The organism is Pseudomonas sp. WOUb67 (assembly GCF_050058005.1).
Taxonomy (GTDB): Bacteria; Pseudomonadota; Gammaproteobacteria; order Pseudomonadales; family Pseudomonadaceae; genus Aquipseudomonas; species Aquipseudomonas putida_R.
The window spans coordinates 4,367,060-4,387,689 of the sequence record NZ_CP170112.1; the positions used below are offsets into that span (position 1 = coordinate 4,367,060).

The following is a 20,630-nucleotide window of genomic DNA, read 5'->3' on the forward strand; positions in this document are numbered from 1 at the left end:
GCGCGGGATCTCTGTGGGAGCGGGCGCGCCCGCGAACACCGGCGCAGCCGGTGCCATCCATCGCGTTGGATTCTTCGCGGGCACGCCCGCCCCCACAGTTACCGCCTAACGCCTAAACCATGCATTTTTTCTCAACAGTCAGTGCAGAAAACAACGTTTTTACAGATCAGTCCGCAGCAGTAGTCTGGGCCCGTACCCGACCACGGAACGTCGACCATGCTCCACTTGCTGCTGACCACCCTGCTCCCGATCATCCTGCTGATTACCTTGGGCACTTTCCTGCGCCTGCGCGGCTTTCTGGCCGAAAGTTTCTGGCCCGGTGCCGAGCGCCTGAGCTACTACGTACTGCTGCCGTCGCTGTTCCTGCACGGCCTGGCCACCGCCAACCTCGATGGCGTGCCGGTGATGGGCATGGTCGGTGTGCTGATGCTCTCGACCTTGGCCGGGGCCGTGCTGCTGGTGCTGTATCAAGGCGCGATCAACCACGACGGCGCAGACTTCACCTCGGTGTTCCAAGGCGGCATTCGCTTCAACAACTACATCGGCGCCACCCTGGCCGCCGGCATCTACGGCAGCGCCGGCATCGCCCTGGCGGCGGTGGCCAACGCCGCCATCGTGCCCTTGGTCAACCTGCTCTGCGTGCTGGTGTTCGCCCGTTTCAGCGCCCGCCACAGTTCACCGGCCACGGTGCTGCGGGCAATCTTCGCCAACCCGTTGATCGTCGGTTGTGCTGGCGGCCTGATGTTGCGGGTGACGGGGCTGGGTTTGCCACCGGGCATCGAACCCACGGTCAAGGCGCTGGGCCAGGCCGCCCTGCCGCTGGGCCTGTTGTGCGTGGGCGCAGCGCTGGGTGGGGCCAGCCTGGGCCAGCAGGTGCGCCCGCTGATGGCGGCGTCGGCGTTCAAGTTTCTGGTCATGCCCTTGACCACCTGGGGCCTGTGCCGCGTGCTTGGTCTCAGCGGCCAGGCAGCCGTGGTGGCGGTGCTGTTCCAGGCCCTGCCCACTGCTTCGTCCTCCTATGTAATGGCCAGGCAAATGGGTGGCAACGCCCCGCTGATGGCCACCATCATTGCCCTGCAGACCGTGGCCGCTGCTGCCACCCTGCCTTTGGTATTAATGCTTACGCTTGGCTAGACTGGGAATCAGCCCCCACTCGGAAGCCTTGCCATGCGCCTTGTCTGGATAGTGATCGGCTTGACCTCGGCCCTGCTCGCAGGCCCCTTGCACGCAGCCGACACGGCCAAGGCCGCAGTGGCCGAAGACAAGGCCGAAGTACTGGAGGAAAAGGTGGCCAACGATGCCCCGCCGCCGAAAAAAACAGAAAAACTGACCTCAAGCGAAGCCCAGGCCGTCGACCCGGCTGGCCGGGCGCCACTGGACGACAGCATCACCTGCCTGGCCCGCACCATCTACTGGGAAGCCAAGGGCGCCGATGCCGCAGACATGTCGGCCGTGGCCAGCGTGGTGCTCAACCGCCTAGGCCATGATGGTTTCCCCGACACCATCTGCGGTGTGGTCAAGCAGGGCGTCGAGACCAAGGCCTGCCAGTTTTCCTGGTGGTGTGACGGGCGCCCGGACCAGGTCGAGGAAGCGCAACGCTATGATGTAGCCAAGGAGATCGCACGCAAGGCGCTCAACCAGCAATTGAAAGACCCCACCGGCGGTGCGCTGTACTTCCACGACCGCACGGTGCACCCCGACTGGGCCAAGGCCTACCGCAAGACTGCGCAGACCACGCATTTTCTGTTCTACAAGCCGAACCAGGCGTTGGCGCGTTGATGCCAGAACGGCTGAAAGCCCTGGCGCGATACGAATGATTTGCAACTCATCGCACTTTTCCGGCCACCAGTGGTCTACTCCCTCTTTTGCCGCCAGCAACGATTGCCGGCGTTTTCATTGCTTTGCACCTGCTAGGGCCAAAAGCCCCCGGCTTGTGTAGGATGAGCAGCGCATACCACGACGCTGCCAGTCATAGGGAGATCCACATGCGCGTGCTGTCATCCGTTGCCGCCTTGTCGTTGGGCCTGGTTTTCTCGACCGGGGCGCTGGCTGTCACCGGCGAAGAGGCGCAACTGATCGATTCGATCAACGTCTATCGCAGCAAGGCCCAGCCCTGCGGTGGAGAGGCGTCACTGGAGCTGCCGCCGCTTAATAGCGACACCCGCCTGGCGCTGTCGCCAGAGGGCACCCGTGACCTGCAGCAGGCCATGACCCGCGCCGCCTACCCCATGGTCAACGTGCAGGCAATCAGCCTGTCGGGGCCACGTGATGCGCGCGCGGCCATGCATGCCATCGAAGAAAGCTTCTGCCAAGTGGTGCTTGACCCGCAGTTCGTCGATATCGGCGTCAGCCAGGAGGGCCGCGACTGGCGCATCGTGCTAGCCCGGCCACTGCTCAGCGGCCGCCTGGGCGACTGGCAAGCCGAGGGGCAGAAGGTATTGCAAGAGATCAACGCTGCCCGCAAGGTGCCGCGCCAATGCGGCGGCCAGCCGTACGCCGCAGCCCCCGCACTGAGCTGGAGCACGGTACTGGCCGGGGCCGCCGCCAACCACACGCGGGCCATGGCCAACCAGAACTTCTTCGACCACATCGACAAGGAGGGCCGCACCCCCGGTGACCGGGCGGAACTGGCCGGCTACCTGTACCAGCAAGTCGGCGAAAACATCGCCGCCGGGCGTGACACCGCGCACAAGGTGGTTGATGGCTGGCTGGACAGCCCGGGGCATTGCGCCACGCTGATGAACCCGGATTTCCGCGAGCTGGGTGCCGCCTATGCCGTGGACCCGAAAAGCGATGCCGGGATCTACTGGACCGGCTTGTTCGGCACACCGCAATAAATCTGTAGCACTTGGGGCTGCTGCGCACCCCATCGCCGGCAAGCCAGCTCCCACAAGTACTGCGCAAATCTTGAGCATTGCGCGATCCTGTGGGAGCTGGCTTGCCGGCGATGGGCCGCAAAGCGGCCCCGGCGGCATTGCTTTAGGCTGGGTTATTGCCAGTGCGTAGCGCCAGGGCCGTACAACCAAACCGCCGGCGCACACATTTACCCAGGTAACTGGCATCGCCCAGGCCCACCTCGTCGGCAATCTGCGCCAGGCTGTGGCTGGAGTTGAGCAGGCGCCAGCGCGCCTGCTGCAAGCGCATTTCCAGCCACCAGGCCTTGGCGCTCATGCAGTGGCTGGCGTGGAACTGCCGGTCCAGCTGGCGCCGGCTGATGCCCAGTTCAGCGGCCAGTTGCTCCACCGCCAGCGGGGTGCCCAGGTGGTGACGCATCAAGGCCTGTGCCCGCTGCACCTGGCGCCCTTGGCCCGCGCCCAACTCCAGCGAGCGCAAGGCATGGCGGCTGTCGCGGGTCTCGTCCACCAGCATGTCGGCCAGCCCCTTGAGCGCACGGGTTCGCCCGCAGGCCTGTGACAACAGCGCCACCGCCAGGTCGATGGCCGCCGTGCCGCCAGCACAGGTGATACGGTTTGCGTCGATGCAATACAGCTGATCGCGCAGCACCTGCAATTGTGGAAATGCTGCGCGAAACTCGGCTTCGTGACGCCAGTGCACGACCACCTTGTGCCCCCGTAACAACCCACACGCGGCCAACAGGAAGGCGCCATTGTCGACCCCCACCAGCTTGACCCCGGCTTTGCCGGCCTGCCTGAGCAAGGTTTGGTAGCGTGGCGCCAATGCAGCAGTAGCCATGGCATTGCGCCCGCCGAACACCACCAGATAGTCGAAACTGGCCAGTTCCAGCTGGCCGGCCACCGCCTCGACCTGTACCACCGCACCGCTGCTCGACGGTACCGGGTCGAGCGTGAGCCCTGCCACAGTCCAGCTGCAATAACGCTGCTGGCTGTAGTCTTCGTCGTCGGCGCTGAATCGCAATTTGTCGAGAAAGCCGCCGAATGGCAGCAGGGCGAAATCCGGTAATGGCAGGATCAGCAGACGGATATCAGGCAGCATGGCATTGCGTCCAGAAAAGACTATTCGATGTCCAGATAATACCCTTCCTGACGGGGCGCCGCGCCATAGACTGGCACCCTCCAAATCACCAAGGCTTTGCACCACCATGGCTCTCGACACCTGGCTCATCTACCTGCTCGCCAGCATCGGCCTGTCGCTGACACCAGGCCCCAACAGCCTATTGGCGCTGACCCATGGCGCCCTCTATGGCGCCCGCCGTACGTTGTTCACCATTGTGGGCGGCGTGTTTGGCTTCAGTGCGCTTATCGCCCTGGCCATGTTTGGCCTCAGCGCGTTACTGCAAACCTCGGCTTCGGTGTTGAGCGTGCTCAAGTGGGTAGGCGGCGCTTATCTGGTGTGGCTGGGTATCCAGCTGTGGCGCAGCCCGGGCCTGCACCTGGAATTGACCGAGCGCAGTGCACGGCTCGGTAATGCGGGTTTGTTCCGCCAAGGCTTGTTGTCGGCCATGGCCAACCCGAAGGTGCTGCTGTTCTATGGCGCCTTCCTGCCGCAATTCATCGACCCGCAACGCGGGCTGATGCTGCAGTTCGTGGTGATGGCGGCGACCTTTGCCAGTGTGGAGTTTCTGGTCGAATACCTGTTGGCCCGCCTGGCGTTTCGCGTCCGGCCGTGGCTGGCCAAGGGGGGAAAAGGTTTCAACCGCTGCTGCGGCAGCCTGTTTGCCTTGATTGGCGTGGCGCTGCCGTTGACTCGATAGCATTTTGTAAAGGCATTCGCTGTCCCTGTGGGAGCGGCCTTGCGTCGCGATAGGGCCGCAACGCGGCCCCGGCGATTCTGCATGATTCCAAAATTCCGGGGGCGCTTCGCACACCTATCGCGACACAAGGCCGCTCCCACAGACCATTGTTCAGCTACGCCGGGCCTTGAGCAGGAACACCAGCAACGCGACACCGGGCAACCCTGCCCCCACCAGCGCCACACCTTGCCAGCCAAACTGGCTGAACAGCGCACTGGCCACCGCCGACCCCAGCGCCCCACCCAGGAAGATGCTGGTCATGTACACCGCGTTCAGCCGCCCGCGGCTGGCCGGGTCCAGCGCATACACTTCGCGCTGGCCGATGACCATGTTCATCTGCACCGCAAAGTCCAGCAACACGCCGGTCAGGCCCAGGCCGATCACGCTGTAGCCCGGCGCCGTCAAGCCCAGCAACAAGGCCGCCGGGGCCAGCAGCAGTGCCAACAGCGAGCCGGCCCGCGCATGCCCGGCATCTGCCAGGCGGCCAGCCAAAGGCGCGGCAACGGCGCCGACCGCGCCCACCAGGGCGAACACGGCGATCTGGCTTTGCGACAGGCCATGCTCACCCGCCAGCGCCATGGGCACCGCCGTCCAGTAAAGGCTGAACGCTGCAAACAACAGCGCCTGGTACAACGAACGCTGGCGCAGCAACGGATAGCGGCGGAACAGGGTGAGCAACGACAGCATCAACCCGGCATAGCTGGCCTTGTGCTCGGGCCGCCGCTGCGGCAGGGTCAGGGCCAGCAGCAGGATGATCGCCAGCATCACCCCGGCAGCGCCAATGAACACCGCGCGCCAGCCGAAGTGGTCGGCCACCAGGCTGGACAACGGCCGCGCCAGCAGGATCCCCAGCAGCAACCCGCCCATGATGTTGCCGACCACCCGGCCACGCTGCTGCTCCGGCGCCAGGTGCGCCGCCAGCGGAATCAGCATCTGCACCGCCACCGAACTGAACCCGATCAACAGCGCATAGCCCAGAAACAACTGGCCCTGACCGCTGCTGCTGGTCCCTGCCAGAAGCAGGCTGACACAGGCCAGCACTGCGGTGGCGACCATCAAGCGGCGGTTTTCCAGCAGGTCGGCCAGCGGCACCAGCAACAGCAGGCCCAGGGCATAACCCAGCTGGGTGAGTGAAACGATCAGGCTGGCATGCTCGGTGGACAGCCCCAGGTCCGGGGCGATCAAACCGACGATGGGCTGTGCGTAGTAGATGTTGGCGACAATAGCGCCGCAGCAGAACGCCAGCAGCACGACCAGCGCCCGGCTCAGGCCTGTGGCTACGGGCGGTGCGGCGGCAAGGGAGGGATTCATGCGAGGTACCTCGACAAGGGGTGGAATATGCCGGCTACCTTAACCAGACGCGTCCATGCCGAGAATCCGGCCCCGGCGCAACGCGCTTTTGCGCACAGCGCAACGTTAGTTGTGCCGACCTAACAAACCTTCGCAAAAATCGATAAACGCATTCACCCGTCGCGAACCACGGTGGTTGGGCAGGTACAGGGCGTTGATGCTGTCATTGGCCGTGCCAGGGCTGGCCCGCCAGTCGGGGAACACCCGCAGCAGGCGCCCGGCCAGCACATCCTCGCGCACCAGCCAGTCGGCCAGCAGCGCGATGCCACTGCCCGCCAGTGCGGCTTCGCGCAACATGTCTGCATTGGCGCTGCGCAGCGGCCCGCCTACGTTCAACTCCAGGCTTTCCTGGCCAAGCGCCAGGCGCCAGGGCCGCGCTTTCTGCCCGTAGCGAAAGCGCAGGCAGGCATGCTCCAGCAACTGTCGGGGGTGCTGCAGCGTGTCACGCCCGGCCAGGTAAGCCGGGCTGGCCACCAGCCAACGCTCGAAGCGGCCGAGCTGGCGACACACCAGTTCGTCATTGGGCGACGGGTCGCCGAGGCGAATCGACAGGTCATAGCGCCCGTCCAGCAGGTCATCCAGGCGATCGCTGAGGTCGATGTCCAGCTCCAGCGCCGGGTGCCGCGCCAAAAACGGCCCCAGGTGCGGGGCGATGACCCGCCTGCCGAACTCCACCGGCAGGCACAGACGCAACACGCCGACAGGCTCCTCGCCACGGTCGGCAACACTGGCATCGGCCTCGTCCAGCGCCTCGAAAATGCCCCGCGCACGCTCATAGTAACGGGCGCCGGCTTCGGTCAGGCTGACCTGGCGAGTCGAGCGGTTGAGCAATGTGGCGCCCAGCGCCGTTTCCAGGGCATCGACCAGGCGCGTTACCGACGAAGTCGCCAGCCCCAGCCTGCGCGCAGCGGCAGAGAAGCCCTGGGCATCGACAGTGGCCACGAACATCTTCATCGCCAGGAGTTTGTCCATTTGCTGCCCGTCTTCCAAATCTCGGAAAGGTCTTACAAACAGCCGGGCGGGTCAAGAAGCGCGCTGCACGGCATTTGCGTCCATAGTGGCAACACACCTTCAAAGCGAGGCTTTCCATGACACCGAACAACCTGCTGACTGCCCTGCCACCCTGCGACCCTACCAGTGCCGAACGTGTCGACGAACTGCTCAGCCGCCCTGGCGTGCGTGTGGAGCGTATTGTCTCCAGCGGCCAGGCCAGCCCGCCCGGCTTCTGGTACGACCAGGCCGAAGGCGAGTGGATCGTGCTGCTCAGCGGCGCCGCCGGCCTGCGTTTCGAGCACGAGCACCACACCCGCTTGCTGGCGCCGGGCGATTGCCTGGACATCCCGCCCCACTACCGCCACCGCGTGGAATGGACCGCCCCTGGCACAGCCACCATCTGGCTGGCGGTGTTCTACACCAGCTCCACGCCGTGGCCAGCGTGATACCTGTCCACTTTTGTACTCGACCAAAGTATGAATGCATATTACATAACCCGCACAAACACCCCGTTTAATGCATTTTTCAGCACCTGATCTAGACTTTTAGCCACACCATCGCACGATCAGCCCTGCGACAATCAGCCTCATAAAATTATGTACCAACTTGTTAATTAGCAAGCTAAGGGCTTAGACTGCGCGCATTCCACCTGCTGAGATCCCTGGCATGAACGAAACACCGCGCGCTTCTGGCGCCACAAACATCATCCTGATCGGCCTGGGCGTGATCATCGCCCTGCTCGGCCTCCTCCTGGCTGCTGGCGGCATCAAGCTGGCCGGCCTGGGCGGTTCCTTGTACTTCCTGATCGGCGGCCTGGCCATGGCCATCGCCGGTGTCCTCATTGCCCGCCGCAAGAAGGCCGGTGCCTGGCTGTACGCAGCGTTCCTGGTCGGTACCGCGATCTGGGCGCTGATCGACACTGGCCTGGTGTTCTGGCCGCTGTTCTCGCGCCTGTTCATGTTTGCTGCGATCGGCATGGTGGTGGCGCTGGTTTACCCGCTGCTGGCCCGTGCCAACGGCGCCAGTGCCGGCCGTGGTGCCTACGGCGTTGCCGGGGTGATGGCCGTGGCACTGGTGATCGCCGCCGGCAACATGTTCGTTGCCCACCCAAGCGTCGCCCCTACCGGCAAAGGCCCGGGCATGACCCCGGTCGAGGCTGGCAAAGAGCAGAAGGACTGGGCCCACTACGGCAACACCGAAGGTGGCAGCCGCTTCGCCGCGCTGGACCAGATCAACCGCGACAACGTGAACAAGCTGAAAGTGGCCTGGACCTACCACACCGGTGACGTGGCCATCAGCGACGGCAACGGTGCCGAGGACCAGCTGACCCCGTTGCAGATCGGCAACAAGGTGTTCATTTGCACCCCGCACAACAACCTGATCGCCCTCGATGCCGACACCGGCAAAGAGCTGTGGAAAAACGCAATCAACGCCCAGTCCAAGGTCTGGCAGCGTTGCCGTGGCATGGCCTACTTTGACGCCACTGCCGCCATCGCCCAGCCCACCCAGCCGAACAGCTCGCCGGTCGCCGGCGGTAGCGTGCCGGCCGGTGCCAACTGCCAGCGTCGCCTGCTGACCAACACCATCGATGGCCGCCTGATTGCCGTCGACGCCGACAACGGCGAGTTCTGCCAGGGCTTCGGCAACAACGGCCAGGTCAACCTGATGGCCGGCCTGGGCAACGTGCCGGACTCCTACTACCAGCTGTCTTCCGCGCCACTGATGGCCGGTACCACCGTGGTGGTCGGCGGCCGTGTGGCCGACAACGTCCAGACCGACATGCCAGGCGGCGTGATCCGTGGTTTCGACGTGATCACCGGTGAAATGCGCTGGGCATTCGACCCGGGCAACCCGGAAGACCGCCAGGCACCACAGGGCGACAGCACCTACGTGCGCAGCACCCCGAACAGCTGGGCACCGATGTCCTACGACCCGGCGATGAACACCGTGTTCCTGCCGATGGGTTCGTCGTCCACCGATATCTACGGCGTAGAACGCAACAAGCTGGACCACACCTACGGCGCTTCGGTGCTTGCCCTGGACGCCACCACCGGCAACCAGAAGTGGGTCTTCCAGACCGTGCACAACGACCTGTGGGACTTCGACCTGCCGATGCAGCCGAGCCTGATCGACTTCACCAAGGACGACGGCCAGTCGGTGCCTGCGGTGGTGATCGGCACCAAGGCCGGGCAGATCTACGTGCTCGACCGCGCCACCGGCAAGCCGCTGACCCAGGTCGACGAAGTACCGGTCAAGCCAAGCAACATCCCGAACGAGCCGTACTCCCCTACCCAGCCGAAGTCGGTGGGCATGCCGCAGATCGGCGCGCAAACCCTGACCGAGTCGGACATGTGGGGCGCCACCCCGTATGACCAGCTGCTGTGCCGCATCGACTTCAAGAAAATGCGCTACGACGGCCTGTACACCGCGCCGGGCACCGACCTTTCGCTGAGCTTCCCGGGTTCGCTGGGTGGCATGAACTGGGGCAGCATTTCCACCGACCCGGTCCATGGCTTCATCTTCGTCAACGACATGCGCCTGGGCCTGTGGATCCAGATGATCCCGTCGCAGAACAAAGGCGGTGCCTCTTCCGGTGGCGAAGCGCTGAACACCGGCATGGGCGCAGTACCGCTCAAGGGCACCCCGTATGCGGTGAACAAGAACCGCTTCCTGTCGGTAGCCGGCATCCCGTGCCAGGCACCGCCGTTCGGCACCCTGACCGCCATCGACATGAAGACCCGCCAGGTGGCCTGGCAAGTACCGGTGGGCACCGTTGAAGACACCGGCCCGCTCGGTATCCGCATGCACCTGCCGATCAAGATCGGCCTGCCAACCCTGGGCGGCACCCTGTCGACCCAAGGCGGCCTGGTGTTCATCGCCGGCACCCAGGACTTCTACCTGCGCGCCTACGACAGCAGCAACGGCAGCGAAATCTGGAAGGCCCGCCTGCCAGTGGGCAGCCAGGGCGGCCCGATGACCTACGTTTCGCCGAAGACCGGCAAGCAGTACGTGGTCATCACTGCTGGCGGCGCGCGCCAGTCCACTGACCGTGGCGACTATGTAATTTCTTACGCCTTGCCGTAAGACCGCGTCGCCCCATTCGCGGGTAAATCGGATCGCCGCACCGCCGCTCCCACAGGATGCTCACTGCTCTTACGAACTGTGCAGCCCTTGTAGGAGCGGGTTTACCCGCGAATAGGCCCGAAAGACAAACCGAGATTTAGCAATGCCATCCGCAATCCGCATCACCCCCACCCTGCTGCTGGCCCTGGCCAGCACCACCGCGCTGGCCGACGGCGACCTGATGACCCGCAGCACCCTGACCGGTGACTGGGGCGGCCTGCGTCACCAGCTTGAAGACGACGGCGTCAAGTTCACCGGCGACTACAGCGGCGAAACCGCCTACAACGCCCACGGTGGCCTGCACCGCTCGGCGCGCTATTCGCAGAACCTGAAGCTGGGCGTGCAGTTCGACCTGTCGAAACTGTACGGCCTGGACAACGGCGGCAAGGTCCAGCTGACCGTCAACGACCGCCGTGGTAACAGTGCCTCGGAAGACCTGGTCGGCAACCGCCTGCCGGTCCAGGAAAACTTCGGTGGCCTGTACACCCGCCTGACCGAACTGAGCTACGAGCGCACCCTGTTCACCCCGGCGCTCAACGTCAAGCTGGGCTACATGGCCATGGGCAACGACCTGGGCGGCCTGGACAGCGGCATCCTGTGCAACTTCATGAACGCCGGCTTCTGCGGCCACCCGCTGAACATGTCCGGTGGCAGCGGCTGGACCAACTACCCCAACGCTCACCTGGGCGTGCGGGTGAAGTACGACCTGTCGCCTGCCTGGCAATTGCGCGTGGCGGCGTTCAACGTCGACCCCGAGAGCAACGGCAATTCCAGCCGCGCCTGGCATCTGGGCCCCAAGCACACCACCGGCACCGTGGTACCGGTGGAGTTGGTGTACAAGCTGCAGGGTGAACTGCCCGGCGAGTACAAGCTGGGCTACTACTACGACAGCTCCGATGTTAAACGCATCGGCAGCGATGACGAAGTATCCGGCCGTGGCGGCCACTACCTGCTGATCGACCAGGCCGTATGGAACGACCAAAGCTCGCCAGGCCGTAGCCTGCACGCCTTCGGCCAGTACTCGGCATCCAGCAAGGCCGCCTCGCCGTTCACCAAGTGGTACGGCGCTGGGGTGGTGCTGTACAAGCCGTTCGAAGGCCGCCCGAAGGATACCGTGGCGCTGGGTTACGGCCGTGCCGTGCCCAACCCGCGTAGCCGCGATGTGCTGGAAGATGCCGCCTTCAACGCTGGCCAGCAGTTCCCCGACATCGACAGCGCCGAGCAGTTGATCGAACTGAGCTATGGCTACCAGGCGACGCCATGGCTGAACCTGCGCCCGGATGTGCAGTACATCATCGAGCCGGGGGCGTTCTCCGGGAAGGACATCGACAACGCGCTGGTGGTTGGCCTGCAGGTCAAGGCAACCTTCTAATCCGCCGGGGCCGCGCTGCGGCCCATTCGCGGGTGAACCCGCTCCCACAGGGACAGCGCTGGACTGAAGGGCAGTGAGGTACCTGTGGGAGCGGGTTTACCCGCGAAGGAGCCAGCACAGTTAACCCTGCTTGAGGTAATCCACCAACCTCAGCAGCATGGCATCACACCCCCGTAACTGCTCGACACTGACGAATTCATCCGGCTTGTGCCCCTGGTCCATGCTGCCAGGCCCGCACACCACGGTCGGGATGCCCGCCTGGTCGAACAAGCCGCCTTCGGTACCAAACGCCACCGTACCAAATTCATCCGTGCCACTGAGCAACGCCACCAGCCGCGCCGCTTCGCTGTCTGCCGATGTTGCCAGCCCAGGGTAGGCACTCAACGGTTCCAGGCGAATGTCACTGGCCGCATTGACCTTGCGCATACGCGGCAGCAGCTCGGCCTGCGCATAAGTCTGCAACTGGTCAGCCACTGCCTGCGCCTCGAACCCTGGCAGCGCGCGCACTTCAAAATCGAACTCGCACTCTGCCGGCACGATGTTCAGCGCCCTGCCCCCTTTGATCACCCCGGTCTGCACCGTGGAAAACGGTGGGTCGAAGCGCGCGTCGTGATGCGTCGGCAATGCCAATGCATCACCGATATCACCCAACTTGCCGATCAGCTTCGCCGCATACTCGATGGCATTGACCCCATACGGCGCATAGGCCGAGTGACAGGCCGCGCCATGCACGTGGCAACGCATCGCCAGCTTCCCCTTGTGCCCCAGCACCGGCTTGAGCTCGGTGGGCTCGCCAATCAGGCACAGGCGTGGCTTGTGCGGGCGCTGTTCGAGCGCGGCCAGCATCGACCGCACACCCAGGCAGCCCACTTCCTCATCGTAGGAAAATGCCAGATGCACCGGCATGTGCAACGGCTGGGCAAGGAACGCGGGCACGGCGGCCAGCACCGACGCGATAAAGCCTTTCATGTCGGCCGTGCCGCGACCGTACAGATGCCCGTCACGTTCGCTCAGCGCAAACGGTTCGACGGTCCAGGCCTGGCCGTCCACCGGCACTACATCGGTGTGCCCCGACAGCACTACACCGCCAACGTCCTGGGGGCCGATGGTGGCAAACAGGTTGGCTTTGGTGCGCTCCGGGTTATGGAACAGTTCGCTTTCCACCCCCAGCTCGGCCAGGTAATCACGGATAAAACCGATCAGCTCAAGGTTGGAATCCCGGCTGACCGTGGCAAAGCCGACCAGCCGGGCCAGCAGCGCGCGGCTGGCAAAATCACTCATCGCCCGGCACCCCGTAGCTCGGTGCGGCCGTCGGGTTAAGAGCGCGGGTAACGTAATCCTGCATCTGCGGGCGGTACGCCTGCCACAGGCCATCGAGCACACCGATCGGATCGGTATCGGCCCAGTCCACGCGCAGGTCCACCAGTGGCCAGGTCAATTCACCAGCGATCTTCAGCGCTGCCGAGTGCACCGGCCCGGCCTCGCCACCTGCGGCCATCGCCGCATGCATGGCCGCCAGCAAGCGGTCGGCCAGGTGCCCGCCAGCCTCTTCAAAAGCCACGACCATCGCTTCGATCACCTGGGTCGAGGACAACAGGTTACCCGCCGCCGCGCATTGCTCACCGGCCACGGCATTGTGCGTCCCCAATGCCTCGCGCCCTGTGAACAGCGCCACCTGGCCGTGGCTGTCGATCACTGTGACCTGGCGGTACTCGCTCCAGCCATTGGCGCTCAGTACCCGGTCCAGCGCAGCCGCAGGCGGCAACTGGCCCTGCTCCAGGGCATCGAGAATCTGCGGGCCCAGTGCCGGCAAGGTGATGTTCTGGGTGGAAACAGCGCCGACACCCGCACGTACCCACGGGCAGCGGGCGCCCACGGCGATGCTCGACGAACTGATGGCGATGCCGACCTGGCCGGTTTCCTGGCAGCGGCCAATGATGGAGAAGGTCATGTCATGGTTCCTGTTGTGCTGTGTGATACACGGCATTCTGGGTGGAACCTTCCTGCAGGCGAAACCAACATTTTCCGAGGGGTTAGGCAGGAAAAAACTTTGCTGTGGCAGAGATCGCGCGCCGCCCGCGCGGCGCATCGCGAGCTACGCTCGCTCCTACGTTTGTTTCGGGCCAATGATGCCTATGGGATTTGCGCGCGAACGCTTTGGCGCATGCCTCGATATCGAGTTGTATCAACAAGGCGGTCGCGCGCGCCTGTCACAGGCATAACTGGCCCGAAACAAACGTAGGAGCGAGCACAGCTCGCGAAGCGCCGCGCGGGCGGCGCTCGATTTCCGCCTCCCCATAAAAGCCACGACCTACACGGGATCAACCAACCTACAAGCCATAGAATTCGGGGCCTTCGCCATTTTATCGGCAAGCACCAGCTAAATACTATTTTCGCCATTTGTGCAGCATCCCTAGTCTGGCTCCAGGCAACGGCGGTCCTCCAAACCGACCTTACAAAAACCGCCTGAACAAGGGCTCGGACATGACACTGAACAACCTCGAAATCGACACGCTCGTCGTCGGCGCCGGCCAGGCCGGCGTGGCCATGAGTGAACACCTGAACAAGCTTGGTGTGCCGCACCTGGTGCTGGAGCGCAACCGCATCGCCGAGGCCTGGCGCACCGGCCGCTGGGACTCGCTGGTGGCCAACGGCCCGGTCTGGCACGACCGCTTCCCGGGCCTGGAATTCAACCTCGACGCCGACGCCTTCGCGGGCAAGGACCAGGTGGCCGACTACTTCGAGCAGTACGTACGCAAGTACAACCTGCCAGTGCGTACCGGCATCGAAGTGAAGCGCGTGGTGCGCAACAGCGACCGCCCAGGCTTCACCATCGAAACCAATGAAGGGGTGATCCGCGCCAATCGTGTGGTCGCTGCCACCGGCCCGTTCCAGAAGCCGGTAATCCCGGCCATCGCGCCAAAAGACAGCAACCTGCACCAGATCCACTCTGCTGCCTACTTCAACCCCGAGCAGTTGCCCGAAGGCGCGGTGCTGGTGGTGGGTGCCGGTTCTTCCGGGGTGCAGATCGCCGAAGAACTGATGCGCGCAGGCCGCCAAGTGTACCTGTCGGTCGGTGCCCACGACCGCCCGCCACGGGCCTACCGCAACCGCGATTTCTGCTGGTGGCTGGGTGTGCTGGGTGAGTGGGACGCAGAAATCGCCAAGCCCGGTCGCGAGCACGTGACCATCGCCGTCAGCGGCGCCCGTGGCGGCCACACCGTGGACTTCCGTGCCCTCGCCCATCAAGGCATGACCCTGGTCGGCCTGACCCAGTCGTTCGACAACGGCGTGGCGCGCTTCCAGGACAACCTGGTCGAGAACATCAACCGCGGCGATGAAAACTACCTGGCCCTGCTGGATGCCGCCGATGCCTACATCGAAAGCAACGGCCTGGACCTGCCGGAAGAACCCGAAGCCCGCACTCGCCTGGCCGACCCGGCCTGCATGAGCAACCCGCTGCGCGAACTGGACCTGGCCAAGGCCGGCGTCACCAGCATCATCTGGGCCACCGGTTACGGCGTGGACTTCAGCTGGCTGCAGGTAGACACCTTCGATGCCAACGGCAAGCCCCAGCACCAGCGCGGCGTGGCCCGCGAGCCTGGCGTGTACTTCCTTGGCCTGCCGTGGTTGTCGCGCCGTGGTTCGTCGTTCATCTGGGGCGTGTGGCACGACGCCAAGCACGTCGCCGGCCACATCGCCACGCAGCGCACCTACCTGGCCTACCGCGACCGCGAACAGCGCGACGCGGATGAACTGCAAACCAAAACGATCAGCAACGTCAGCACCCTCGGAGCCCACTGATGCCTACCCATACTCGCATCCGCATGTTCAACACCAAGGAAACCTACCCCAACCAGACTCTGGACAACGACCTGTGCCAGGCCGTGCGGGCCGGTAACACCATCTACGTGCGCGGCCAGGTCGGTACCGACTTCGAAGGCAAACTGGTGGGCCTGGGTAACCCTCAGGCGCAGGCCGAACAGGCCATGAAGAACGTCAAGCAGCTGCTTGAAGAAGCGGGCTCCGAGCTGTCGCATATCGTCAAGACCACCACCTACATCACCGACCCGCGCTTCCGCGAGCCGGTGTACAAGGAAGTGGGCAAGTGGCTGAAGGGCGTGTTCCCGATCTCCACCGGGCTGGTGGTCGCCGGGTTGGCCCAGGCCGAGTGGCTGATGGAGATCGACGTGATCGCCGTGGTACCGGATCAGGCGTGACCGGCAACCTGCACAGCGGGTGACACAGGTCGCCTGCCGTGCAGCCAGTTGTGGGTTACCTGCGCCGCCGCTTGCAGCCGCTGTGCTGCGGGCACGCCGGCGGACGGCACCTCCACACTGATGTCCACGCCCGCCGGCAATGCCGCGAGCAATGCTGCCAACGGCAGTTGCCCTTGCCCCGGCAGCAAACGGCGCTCGCGCGCCTCCGGGATGATCAGCGCCTCTGCAGGCGCCAGCATCGGTGCATCACACAGCTGCACTGCACGCAGCAAACGCGGGTCGACTGCGGCGATGTCGGCCACTTGGCCACCGGAGCGGAACAGGTGCAAGGCATCGACCAGGACGCCACTGTTGTCCTGCCCCGCCCCCATCACCACCGCGCAAGCCTGTTGCAAGGTGGCCACCGGCCGCCAGCGCATGAACTCAAGGTCCACACGCAGGCCATGGCCACGCGCCATTTCACACATCGCGGCAAAGTTGCCGGTCAACCGCGCCACATCCTCATCATCGCCGGACACTGTCAGGCTCACCGCTCCCAGCTCGGCACCTGCAGCCAGCAGCGCCTGGTAATCAGCCACCCGGGTTTGCGCCGTCAGCGACACGAACTCGATGTCCGTCACCCGCACGCCTTCCCCGGCCAGCACCGCCCGCAGCTCTCGCATTGCCTGGCTACCGGCCGCAACCGGGTAGGCCAGTGCACCCGCCATCACTGGGTGCAGGCGCAACCCCACCGCACTGAAGCCGGCGTGGCGCGCCTCGCGTACCAGCCGCGCCGGCGTCAGCGCCAGCGCCGTCAGGTGCGCTACGCCCAAGCCGCTCAATAGGTTGCCCTGCCACCACTGAGGTCGAACACGAAGCCGGTGGTAAAGCTGCACTCAGGCCCGGCAATCCAGCTGACCATGTTGGCGATCTCCTCGGCCTTGAGGAAGCGCCCCATGGGGATCTTGGCCTTGCTCGCGGCAATGTGCTCCGCTGTCATCTCGGCCATCAGCGGCGTCTCGACCATGGCCGGCGCCACGCAGTTGAGCAGCACACCGTCCTGCGCCAGCTCCTTGGCCGCGGCCTTGGTGAAGGCGATGACCCCGGCCTTGGCGGCCGAATACGCCGAGATGTACTGCACGCCATCCTTGCCGGCCATGGAGGCGATGTTGACGATGCGCCCGTAGCCACGTTCACGCATGTGCGGGATGGCGGTGCGGCAGCAATAGAACACACCGTTCAGGTCGATGGCGATTACCTTGTCCCAGGCCTCAGGCGGGTACTCCCACGACGACACCACCGGGCCGTTGATGCCGGCATTGTTGACCAGTATCTGAACTTGGCCCAAGCGCGCCAGCGTCTCGGCAAACGCCGCCTCCACCGAGGCCAGCGACGACACATCGACCGCCTGGCGCAGCACCGGCTCAAAGCCGCTTTCCACGCTGTCCCAGCCGTCGACAGCGAGGTCCCAGATCACCACTTGGGCGCCGGCGGTATGCAGGCGCTGGGCGATCGCCCGGCCGATGCCACGCATGCCACCGGTTACGATTGCGGTCTGGCCTTGCAGGTACTGGCTCATTGTTTAGCTCCATTTTCGACAGAAGGAATTTCCGGCAAGCGACGCAGGTCGCTGACCATGAACAGGTAGCACAGCGCCCCCAGCACGGTGATCGACGACACGAACGCCAGGGCCCAGACAAACGAGCCAGTCATCGAAACGATGATGCCGATGGTCAGGGGGGTAACGATGCCCGCTGCGTTGGCAAACAGGTTGAACAGGCCACCACTGAGGCCCAGCAAACCTTTGGGGGCGATGTCGGACACGATCATCCAGGCCAGCGCCGACATGCCCTGGGCGAAATAGGCGATGCACAGGATGGTGATCACCAGCGCGTCGGACTCGACGTAGTTGGCCAGCACGATCACCGAAGCGGTGAGCAGCCCGGCGATTACCGGCAGCTTTCGCGCCACGTTCAGCGAGTAGCCGCGGCGCAGCAAGGCGTCGGACAGCCAGCCGCCGACCAGGGTGCCCAGCGAAGCGGCAATGAACGGCAGCACCGCCACCCAGCCGACCTTGAGCCAGGGCATATGCCGCTCGGTCACCAGGTAGGTGGGGAACCAGGTCAGGAAGAACACGTTGGTGGAGTTGCAGGCGAACTGCCCCAGGCAGATGCCCAGCATGTTGCGGTGCTTGAGCAGCGCCGGGATCTGCGACCAGCGGAACTGGGTGGCTTTCTGCCCGCCATCGACCACCCCGCCACCGGCGGCGATGTAGTCCAGTTCGGCCTGGTTGGCGGTGGTCGACTCGTGCGGCTCGTGGTACTTGCGCCACCACACCAGGCCATAGAGGATGCCCATCAAGCCGACGGCCAGCAGCAGAAAGCGCCAGCCATAGGCATGCAGCACCCAGAACAGCAAGGGCGTCAGGAACGCCAGCCCGGTGTATTCGGCAAAGGTGTAGATACCGGTCGCCCTGGCCCGCTCACTCTGCGGGAACCAGGTAGCCACCACCCGGCTGTTGGTCGGGAAGCACGGTGCTTCGGTCATCCCTACCAGAAAGCGCATGCCCAGCAACGACAAAAAGCCTTGCGCCAGCCCTTGCAGGCCGGTGAACAGCGACCACAACGTCAGTGCCAGCCAGTAGGTGAGCTTGGTGCCCAGCCGGTCGATGAGGATGCCACCCGGGATCTGCGCGGCGGCATAGGTCCACGAGAAGGCAGAAAAGATCACCCCCATCATCGCCGCGTTCAGGCCCAGGTCGGCACTGATGCTGGGCGCGGCAATGCCCATCACGCTGCGGTCGAGGTAGTTGATCATGGTGCCGCCCGAAATCAGCGCCAGGATCATGAAGCGGGTGCGGGTGCGTTGCTGCGCGCGTGCCGGGGTGTCGAACACCCCGAGGCTGGCGTTCTGTTCAGTGTTCATGACGGTTGCTCTCTTGTTATTGGAATGGCAAAACCAGGTTCTAGGCGAACCCGAACAGACGTCGTGGGGTGTCCCACATCACTGCCTGGCGCAGCCGGGCATCCGGCATCAGCCGCTCGGCCAGTTTCAGCAGCGGGCCGTAGTCCACCCGCGAGCGCTGGCGAATGAACGGCCAATCCGAACCCCACACACAGGCATCCGCACCTAAGGCTTCGAGCAAGGCGTGCACATAGACACGGCTTTGCTCCAGCAACGCATCGGCCGCCGCGAACTTCTGCATGCCAGACAGCTTGACGCTGGCGCGGCCGCTGTCAGCCAGTTGCAGCAAGGCCTGGAAGCCCGGTTGCTGTACGCCAGCCGCCACGTCCGGCCGGCCGCAATGGTCGATCAGCAGGCGTGCACGCGAGCCCTGAAGCAGGCCGCGCAGTTCAAGCAGTTGGTCTTCGCACACCTGCACCTGGGCGAACAGGTCGAGTTCGGCAAGCTTGCCGAACAGGCCGTCAACGTCCTTGAGGCTCGCTACCCCGTACAGCGCGGGGTTGAAGGCGATGCCGACCACCCCTTGCGCTTGCAGCGCAGCCAGCGCATCGAGGTGGATACCCGCCTCGACCACCGCCACGCCCTTGAACCGCCCCTGCCCGGTGGCCAGGGCATGCAGCAGGCAGCGGTTATCGGTGTGGTAGCCGCTGTTGGGGCCCACCAGCAAGGCATGTTGCACACCGTAGGTGTCCATCACCCGGGTGAACTGTTCCTGGGTGGCGACTTCCTGGCCGGAGGGCGCATAGGGTGCGTCGGGGTGGTAAGGGAAACGGGCGGGGTCAAACAAATGGTTATGGCAATCGATCTTCGGTTCGTCAAAGATGTTCACGCAGCACTCCCGGCAGCGCCACTGCGCTTGCCTTCAGATCTTGTTATTGTGCGCCGCAAGGGCAATTTGGCTGGGTTCAAGATACTGCGTGGCCGGGTTTGACGCTCATACCCAGATGGCAAAGACCATAACCGAAGGTAATAGATATGCTGCTTGGCAACGAAGGCGCAGACGCAAGTCCCATGGTGTTCAAGCTGCGGCACATGGAAGTGTTCCGTGCCGTGATGCTGACCGGCTCGATCAGCGCGGCGGCCAAGCTGCTGTACGTGTCGCAGCCAGCGGTCAGCAAGCTGATCCAGTACATCGAGGGGCGTTTGAGCTACCGCCTGTTCGAGCGTATCAACAACCGCCTGGTGCCCACGGCCGAGGCGCAGGTGCTGTTCCGCGAAGTCGAGCGGGTGTACCAGGCAGCGCTGGAGGTCAACGAATGTGCCTTGTCACTCGGCGCAGGCGGCCACCGCAAGCTGCGCATCTCGTGCAGCGCTTCGCTGTCGACGGTGGTCATCCCGATAGCCCTGGCCCAGCTCAAGCGTGAAGCGCCTTCGCTGAACATCGAGTGGCAAACCTCGCTGATGGGCGAGATGCCCAACCAGATCCTGTCGAAAAAGGTCGACCTGTCGATTGCCGCCCTGCCCGTGGTCCACGACCACCTGCATTCACAACCCTTCATGCGCGGTCGCATGGTGGTGGTGATGCCACCCGAGCACGCGTTGGCCGGGCATACCTCGCTGACCTTGCAACAACTGGAAGGCCATCCGCTGCTGCTGTTCAGGCCCGACATGCCGTTTGGCAAGCTGCTGGCCGAGCACATCGAGCGGCACGGCGCACAGTTGCCGTCACTGTTGTCGTTCACCAATGCCAACGAGGCTGTGGCGCTGGTCAAGCAAGGCATGGGCATTAGCGTGATCGACGAATTCGTGGCGCAGGACAGCGGCCTGGCGGTGGTGCCGCTGGCGGACGAGATTCACTTCGACATCAGCTTTGTCTATTCGCGCTTCGAGCCGCCGTCGCATGCGGCGATGCACCTGATGCGGGTGTTGCAGGGCCAGGCACAAAAGCTGGGCCGGGCAATAGCACCAACCTGAAAAT

Annotated in this window: 20 protein-coding genes; 11 read left to right on the forward strand and 9 right to left on the reverse strand. The window is 64.4% G+C overall.

All coding sequences use genetic code 11. The features are described 5' to 3' along the window. The first annotated feature begins 216 nt into the window (after nucleotides 1–216). From ABOC32_RS19435 to ABOC32_RS19445, 3 genes are all read left to right on the forward strand, one after another. Complete coding sequence (locus ABOC32_RS19435) at nucleotides 217–1,134, forward strand: AEC family transporter (RefSeq protein WP_426808454.1); 918 nt, start codon at nucleotides 217–219, stop codon at nucleotides 1,132–1,134. Nucleotides 1,135–1,167: 33 nt separating this feature from the next. Beyond that, entirely contained in the window at nucleotides 1,168–1,779 is a 612-nt protein-coding gene (locus tag ABOC32_RS19440) for a cell wall hydrolase (RefSeq protein WP_426808455.1), read from the forward strand. A 206-nt stretch (nucleotides 1,780–1,985) separates the two neighbouring features. Further along, on the forward strand, nucleotides 1,986–2,837 hold the full coding sequence (locus ABOC32_RS19445; RefSeq protein WP_426808456.1) for a CAP domain-containing protein: 852 nt from the start codon (nucleotides 1,986–1,988) through the stop codon (nucleotides 2,835–2,837). 142 nt (nucleotides 2,838–2,979) lie between these two features. Here the strand turns inward: ABOC32_RS19445 and ABOC32_RS19450 are convergent, their stop codons facing one another. Further along, nucleotides 2,980–3,954 (reverse strand): GlxA family transcriptional regulator, encoded by a 975-nt coding sequence (locus ABOC32_RS19450; RefSeq protein WP_426808457.1) that lies wholly within the window; start codon nucleotides 3,952–3,954, stop codon nucleotides 2,980–2,982. A 106-nt stretch (nucleotides 3,955–4,060) separates the two neighbouring features. Here ABOC32_RS19450 and ABOC32_RS19455 point away from each other — a divergent pair, with 106 nt between their 5' ends. After that, complete coding sequence (locus ABOC32_RS19455) at nucleotides 4,061–4,672, forward strand: LysE family translocator (RefSeq protein ID WP_426808458.1); 612 nt, start codon at nucleotides 4,061–4,063, stop codon at nucleotides 4,670–4,672. A gap of 150 nt (nucleotides 4,673–4,822) precedes the next feature. Here the strand turns inward: ABOC32_RS19455 and ABOC32_RS19460 are convergent, their stop codons facing one another. Then, entirely contained in the window at nucleotides 4,823–6,022 is a 1,200-nt protein-coding gene (locus ABOC32_RS19460; RefSeq protein WP_426808459.1) for an MFS transporter, read from the reverse strand. 105 nt (nucleotides 6,023–6,127) lie between these two features. After that, nucleotides 6,128–7,033: a LysR family transcriptional regulator gene (locus ABOC32_RS19465; protein WP_426808460.1), complete on the reverse strand. Its 906-nt coding sequence runs from the start codon at nucleotides 7,031–7,033 to the stop codon at nucleotides 6,128–6,130. Between the two features lie 116 nt (nucleotides 7,034–7,149). Between ABOC32_RS19465 and ABOC32_RS19470 the strand changes: the two genes are divergently transcribed. The 3 genes from ABOC32_RS19470 to ABOC32_RS19480 all read left to right on the forward strand — a co-directional run bounded on the left by ABOC32_RS19470 (nucleotide 7,150) and on the right by ABOC32_RS19480 (nucleotide 11,549). After that, a complete protein-coding gene (locus ABOC32_RS19470) occupies nucleotides 7,150–7,500 on the forward strand; it encodes a cupin (RefSeq protein ID WP_043196586.1) in 351 nt (116 codons plus the stop codon). Between the two features lie 220 nt (nucleotides 7,501–7,720). After that, nucleotides 7,721–10,138, forward strand: a complete 2,418-nt coding sequence (locus ABOC32_RS19475) for a glucose/quinate/shikimate family membrane-bound PQQ-dependent dehydrogenase (RefSeq protein WP_426808461.1) — start codon at nucleotides 7,721–7,723, stop codon at nucleotides 10,136–10,138. Between the two features lie 142 nt (nucleotides 10,139–10,280). Further along, complete coding sequence (locus tag ABOC32_RS19480; protein ID WP_426808462.1) at nucleotides 10,281–11,549, forward strand: carbohydrate porin; 1,269 nt, start codon at nucleotides 10,281–10,283, stop codon at nucleotides 11,547–11,549. A gap of 120 nt (nucleotides 11,550–11,669) precedes the next feature. On the opposite strand, the gene argE is transcribed toward ABOC32_RS19480, so the two are convergent. After that, nucleotides 11,670–12,830 carry an acetylornithine deacetylase gene (gene argE / locus ABOC32_RS19485; RefSeq protein ID WP_426808463.1) on the reverse strand — a complete coding sequence of 387 codons (1,161 nt, stop codon included), beginning with the start codon at nucleotides 12,828–12,830 and terminating at the stop codon, nucleotides 11,670–11,672. Beyond that, nucleotides 12,823–13,500: a DUF1028 domain-containing protein gene (locus ABOC32_RS19490; RefSeq protein ID WP_426808464.1), complete on the reverse strand. Its 678-nt coding sequence runs from the start codon at nucleotides 13,498–13,500 to the stop codon at nucleotides 12,823–12,825. Before ABOC32_RS19490 ends, argE begins: the two co-directional genes overlap by 8 nt. Between ABOC32_RS19490 and ABOC32_RS19495 the strand changes: the two genes are divergently transcribed. The 3 genes from ABOC32_RS19495 (at nucleotide 13,499) to ABOC32_RS19505 (ending at nucleotide 15,769) form a co-directional block, all read left to right on the forward strand. Continuing rightward, nucleotides 13,499–13,771 (forward strand): hypothetical protein, encoded by a 273-nt coding sequence (locus ABOC32_RS19495; RefSeq protein WP_426808465.1) that lies wholly within the window; start codon nucleotides 13,499–13,501, stop codon nucleotides 13,769–13,771. The genes ABOC32_RS19490 and ABOC32_RS19495 overlap by 2 nt on opposite strands. 262 nt (nucleotides 13,772–14,033) lie before the next feature. Continuing rightward, nucleotides 14,034–15,353, forward strand: coding sequence for a flavin-containing monooxygenase (locus tag ABOC32_RS19500; protein ID WP_426808466.1), 1,320 nt, complete (start codon nucleotides 14,034–14,036; stop codon nucleotides 15,351–15,353). Then, nucleotides 15,353–15,769, forward strand: a complete 417-nt coding sequence (locus ABOC32_RS19505) for a RidA family protein (RefSeq protein ID WP_426808467.1) — start codon at nucleotides 15,353–15,355, stop codon at nucleotides 15,767–15,769. Before ABOC32_RS19500 ends, ABOC32_RS19505 begins: the two co-directional genes overlap by 1 nt. Here ABOC32_RS19505 and ABOC32_RS19510 read toward each other — a convergent pair. From ABOC32_RS19510 to ABOC32_RS19525, 4 genes are read right to left on the reverse strand one after another with little or no spacing between them, the layout of a single operon-like run. Beyond that, complete coding sequence (locus ABOC32_RS19510) at nucleotides 15,760–16,590, reverse strand: sugar phosphate isomerase/epimerase family protein (protein ID WP_426808468.1); 831 nt, start codon at nucleotides 16,588–16,590, stop codon at nucleotides 15,760–15,762. The two genes, ABOC32_RS19505 and ABOC32_RS19510, sit on opposite strands and share 10 nt — an antisense overlap. Further along, complete coding sequence (locus ABOC32_RS19515; RefSeq protein WP_426808469.1) at nucleotides 16,587–17,327, reverse strand: SDR family NAD(P)-dependent oxidoreductase; 741 nt, start codon at nucleotides 17,325–17,327, stop codon at nucleotides 16,587–16,589. Before ABOC32_RS19515 ends, ABOC32_RS19510 begins: the two co-directional genes overlap by 4 nt. Continuing rightward, on the reverse strand, nucleotides 17,324–18,673 hold the full coding sequence (locus ABOC32_RS19520) for an MFS transporter (protein ID WP_049275925.1): 1,350 nt from the start codon (nucleotides 18,671–18,673) through the stop codon (nucleotides 17,324–17,326). The genes ABOC32_RS19515 and ABOC32_RS19520 overlap by 4 nt, the downstream gene beginning before the upstream one ends. 40 nt (nucleotides 18,674–18,713) lie before the next feature. Continuing rightward, the gene (locus tag ABOC32_RS19525) at nucleotides 18,714–19,541 is read right to left on the reverse strand and encodes an amidohydrolase family protein (protein ID WP_426808470.1); all 828 of its coding nucleotides are present in this window, start codon (nucleotides 19,539–19,541) and stop codon (nucleotides 18,714–18,716) included. A 146-nt stretch (nucleotides 19,542–19,687) separates the two neighbouring features. Here ABOC32_RS19525 and ABOC32_RS19530 point away from each other — a divergent pair, with 146 nt between their 5' ends. Then, nucleotides 19,688–20,626, forward strand: coding sequence for a LysR family transcriptional regulator (locus ABOC32_RS19530; protein WP_426808471.1), 939 nt, complete (start codon nucleotides 19,688–19,690; stop codon nucleotides 20,624–20,626). The last annotated feature ends 4 nt before the right edge of the window (nucleotides 20,627–20,630 follow it).